The organism is Craterilacuibacter sp. (genome assembly GCF_051659485.1).
Lineage (GTDB): Bacteria > Pseudomonadota > Gammaproteobacteria > Burkholderiales > Chromobacteriaceae > Craterilacuibacter.
This window is the reverse complement of the sequence record NZ_JBOFOO010000308.1, coordinates 1-3,965: the sequence shown is the minus strand read 5'-3', so window position 1 is coordinate 3,965 and position 3,965 is coordinate 1. Positions and strand designations below refer to the sequence as shown.

The 3,965-nt window shown below is 57.9% G+C and carries 6 protein-coding genes; 4 read left to right on the top strand and 2 right to left on the bottom strand.

Annotation, left to right across the window (positions count from 1 at the left end; all coding sequences use genetic code 11):
* Nucleotides 1-586: glutathione S-transferase N-terminal domain-containing protein (locus tag ACRC1E_RS10725; protein WP_438515088.1), on the top strand; the 586-nt coding region annotated here is incomplete at its 5' end.
* Nucleotides 587-596: 10 nt separating this feature from the next.
* Complete coding sequence (locus ACRC1E_RS10720) at nt 597-1,034, top strand: ClpXP protease specificity-enhancing factor (protein WP_438515087.1); 438 nt, start codon at nt 597-599, stop codon at nt 1,032-1,034.
* A 123-nt stretch (nt 1,035-1,157) separates the two neighbouring features.
* Here the strand turns inward: ACRC1E_RS10720 and ACRC1E_RS10715 are convergent, their stop codons facing one another.
* Both ACRC1E_RS10715 and glnK read right to left on the bottom strand, forming a co-directional pair.
* On the bottom strand, nt 1,158-2,459 hold the full coding sequence (locus ACRC1E_RS10715) for an ammonium transporter (RefSeq protein ID WP_438515086.1): 1,302 nt from the start codon (nt 2,457-2,459) through the stop codon (nt 1,158-1,160).
* A gap of 30 nt (nt 2,460-2,489) precedes the next feature.
* Complete coding sequence (gene glnK, locus ACRC1E_RS10710; RefSeq protein WP_438515085.1) at nt 2,490-2,828, bottom strand: P-II family nitrogen regulator; 339 nt, start codon at nt 2,826-2,828, stop codon at nt 2,490-2,492.
* 307 nt (nt 2,829-3,135) lie between these two features.
* On the opposite strand from glnK, the gene ACRC1E_RS10705 reads away from it, so the two are divergent.
* A complete protein-coding gene (locus ACRC1E_RS10705) occupies nt 3,136-3,417 on the top strand; it encodes an accessory factor UbiK family protein (protein WP_438515084.1) in 282 nt (93 codons plus the stop codon).
* Between the two features lie 6 nt (nt 3,418-3,423).
* Nucleotides 3,424-3,965, top strand: a 542-nt coding sequence (locus ACRC1E_RS10700) for a magnesium chelatase domain-containing protein (RefSeq protein WP_438515083.1), incomplete at its 3' end; no start/stop codon positions are given.

Genomic DNA, 3,965 nt, shown 5'->3' with positions numbered 1-3,965 from the left:
CGGCACGACCTGTCCGTTCAGCCAGCGCTGCCGCATCGTTCTATTCGAAAAAGGCATGGATTTCGAAATTATCGATGTGGATCTGCACAATAAGCCGGAAGATCTGGCGTTGATGAATCCTTACAACGAAGTGCCGGTCCTGGTCGAGCGTGATCTGATCCTGCATGAATCGAACATCATCAATGAATATATCGATGAGCGCTTCCCGCACCCGCAGCTGATGCCGGCCGATCCGGTGATGCGCGCGCGTGCCCGTCTGTTTATGTTCAGCTTCGAGCAGGAGCTGTTCCGCCACGTAAAAACGCTGGAAGCGGGGGCTACGCCTAAAGAGGCGGCCAAGGCTCGTGAAGCCATCCGCGACGGCTTGAGCATGATTGCACCTATCTTCAGCAAGCAGAAGTTCGTACTGGGTGACGACTTCTCCATGATCGATGTGGCGATCGCTCCGTTGCTGTGGCGCTTGGAGTATTACAATATCGATCTGGGCAAGAGCGCTGCACCTATCCTCAAGTACGCCGAGCGTATTTTTCAGCGCCAGTCCTTTATCGACTCGCTGACGCCAGCCGAAAAGGCGATGCGCAAGTAAGGGAAGAATGATGAGTACGAGCACTAAACCCTATATGGTTCGTGCCATTTACGAATGGTGCAACGACAATAGCTATACGCCCCATCTGATGGTGTGGGTGGATGAACGCACCAGCGTGCCGCTGGAGTTCGTCAAGGATAACGAGATCGTGCTCAATATCAGTACTTCGGCCTGCAAGGGGCTGAACATCGACAATGACTGGATTTCGTTTACTGCCCGCTTCGGTGGCCTGGCGCGCGAACTATGGATTCCGGTTGGCAATGTGATGTCGATTTTTGCCCGTGAAACCGGCGAGGGCATGGGGTTCGAGGTGGAGCCTGCTGCCGCTGGGCTACATGCGGTTCAGGACGAAAACGTGCAGCCCGAAGTTTCGGATGCGGCTGTTTTCGAGCCGGAAGACGAGCCGCCACGTCCGACAGGGCGGCCTAATCTGCGTATCGTCAAGTAAGACCCATCAGGGCGTGGCTTTGATTTCCAGCCGGAAATTAAAACCACGCCCTGATTCTATCCATAAAAAAAGGGCGCCGTAGCGCCCCAAGTCCCTTACCAACGCTATAACACTTTTTCGCGCTTAATCCACTCGCTCGCCGTGCAGGCGTACGTCCAGCCCTTCGCGTTCTTCTTCTTCGCTGACGCGCAAGCCCATGACCAGATCGATGGCTTTGAGCAGGATAAAGGTCACGATGCCGCAGTACACCACCGTAGCCACCACGCCGATGGCCTGGGTTTGCAGGCTGCCTTCTACGCCGCCGATTTCCTTGACTGCCAGTACGCCGGTCAGCAGCGCGCCTACGATACCGCCGATACCATGCACACCGAAGGCGTCCAGAGAGTCATCGTACTTCATCATATGCTTGAGGCCAGTGGCGCCCCAGTAGCAGATGAGACCTGAAGCCAGCCCGATAATCATCGCGCCCTTGGCATCGACGAAGCCGGCGGCCGGGGTAATGGCAACCAGACCTGCGACTGCACCGGAGGCAATGCCCAGTACCGAAGGTTTGCCCTTGAGTGCCCATTCGGCAAACATCCAGGCCAGTGCCGCCACGCCGGTGGCAATCTGGGTGGTCATCATCGCCATGGCTGCGCGGCCATCGGCGGCGACTGCCGAGCCTGCATTAAAGCCGAACCAGCCTACCCACAGCATGGAGGCACCGATCAGGGTCAGCACCAGATTGTGTGGTGCCATTGCTTCTTTGCCGTAGCCTACGCGTTTGCCCAGAACCAGACAGCACACCAGACCGGCGATACCTGCATTGATATGCACCACCGTGCCGCCGGCGAAGTCCAGTACGCCGTCGTCGAACATCCAGCCGCCCGGTGCCCATACCCAGTGGGCGACCGGTACGTAGACCAGTAGCGACCACAAAGTCATGAAGATCAGCATGGCCGAGAACTTCATGCGCTCAGCGAAGGCGCCGGTAATCAGCGCCGGGGTGATGATGGCGAAGGTCAGCTGGAACATCATGAACAGCGCCTCCGGAATGGTCGGTGCCAGCGGGTGCACCGTCAGCTTGCCGTCCTCCTTGAGGAAGGTGAGGCCATCCAGGAAGATACGGTCAAAGCCACCGATCAGGCTGTTGCCCGGGGTGAAGGCCAGGCTGTAGCCGACCACGACCCAAAGTACCGTCATCAGTGCGGTGATGGCGAAACTCTGCATCAGGGTCGACAGTACGTTTTTCTTTCTGACCATGCCGGCGTAAAACAGCGCCAGACCGGGAATGGTCATCATGAGGACCAGTGCCGTCGACGTCATCATCCAGGCTGTGTCGCCAGCACTGATGGTGCTGCTTGCGACCAATTCAGGTGCGCTGCCCGCCACTGCAGGTAGTGCATGGCTCGCCATCAGGGCCGCCAGTGTGCAATATTTTTTCATGTTGTGTTCTCCCCTTGCTGCTGGTCGCTATCAGACGGCGTCGGAGCCGGTTTCACCGGTCCGGATGCGTACGACTTGTTCCAGATTCATCACGAAAATCTTGCCGTCGCCTATCTTGCCGGTACGTGCGGTGTTTTCTATGGCTTCGATGACCTGATCCAGAATGTTGTCTTCGATGGCGATTTCGAGTTTTACCTTGGGCAGGAAATCCACCACATATTCGGCGCCACGGTAGAGTTCGGTGTGCCCTTTCTGGCGGCCAAAGCCTTTGACCTCGGTGACGGTAATGCCCTGTACGCCGATGGCCGACAGGGCTTCGCGTACTTCATCCAGTTTGAAGGGCTTGATAATGGCTGTAATCAATTTCATCTGAGTCTCCTGTGTGTCCGTGATGCGTCTGGCGTACCATTTTTCATGCTTCCATCCTGCTATATGCAGAAAGCGTGCCAGCTTGAGAGCTGTGCGCTAACGTGGCTTGGTGCAAGGCGAATGCCGACGTGGGGCAGGTGATGCCCGATAATGGGCAGCGCATTTGCACGGTATTGGTGCATCTGGTGGTGTCAGGTGTTGATGCTGGCAGGTTCAGGCACCGATTCGGCTTTGCCGGCTGTCCGCGACAGGGCCGGCTTTGCTACACTCCATCTCTGGAACCATGACGAAATCAAGGAGTGTTGTGATGTTGAGCCAAAAACTGTTCGATGAAATCAGTGCCAAAATCAACGAGACGATAGCCGCGAGCCCGGCCAGAGACATCGAGAAAAACATCAAAGCCATGATGGCGGCGACGTTTACCAAAATGGATCTGGTGACGCGCGAAGAGTTCGACGTGCAGCAAGAGGTGCTGGCGCGTACCCGCGAGCAGCTTGTCGGCCTGGAAGCCCGTTTGTCGGCGCTGGAAACGGCTACTGGTCCGGCCGCCGGTTCGGACGAGGAGCAGGCAAACCTCGGCCTGTCCTAACAAGGCATGTCGCTGGCCGTCGCCATCAGCCGGGCGCTGAATGGTGTGGATGCCCCTGAAGTCGTGGTCGAGGTGCATCTCTCTAATGGTTTACCCTCATTCACGCTGGTCGGCTTGCCGGACACCGAGGTCAGGGAAAGCCGTGAGCGGGTGCGCGCGGCCTTGCTGATGGGCGGCTTTGAGTTTCCTGCGCGGCGTATCACCGTCAATCTGGCGCCGGCCGATCTCCCAAAAGAGTCCGGCCGCTTCGACTTGCCGATTGCGCTGGCCTTGCTTGCCGCTTCCGGCCAGATCCCTGTTGCGTCGCTGCAGGGCTGTGAATTTGCCGGCGAACTGGCCTTGAATGGTGCGCTGCGCCCGGTGCGCGGTGTCTTGCCGATGGCGCTTAAGGCACGAGCAGCCGGGCACTGTTTTATTCTGCCGCAGCAAAATGCGGCCGAAGCGGCCCGGGTCGAAGGCTGCGTGGTGTTAGGTGCGGCTTCGCTGGGCGAGGTGTGCGCCCATTTGAGCGGTCTGGCTTTACTGTTACCTTGCACGGCGAAAAGCAT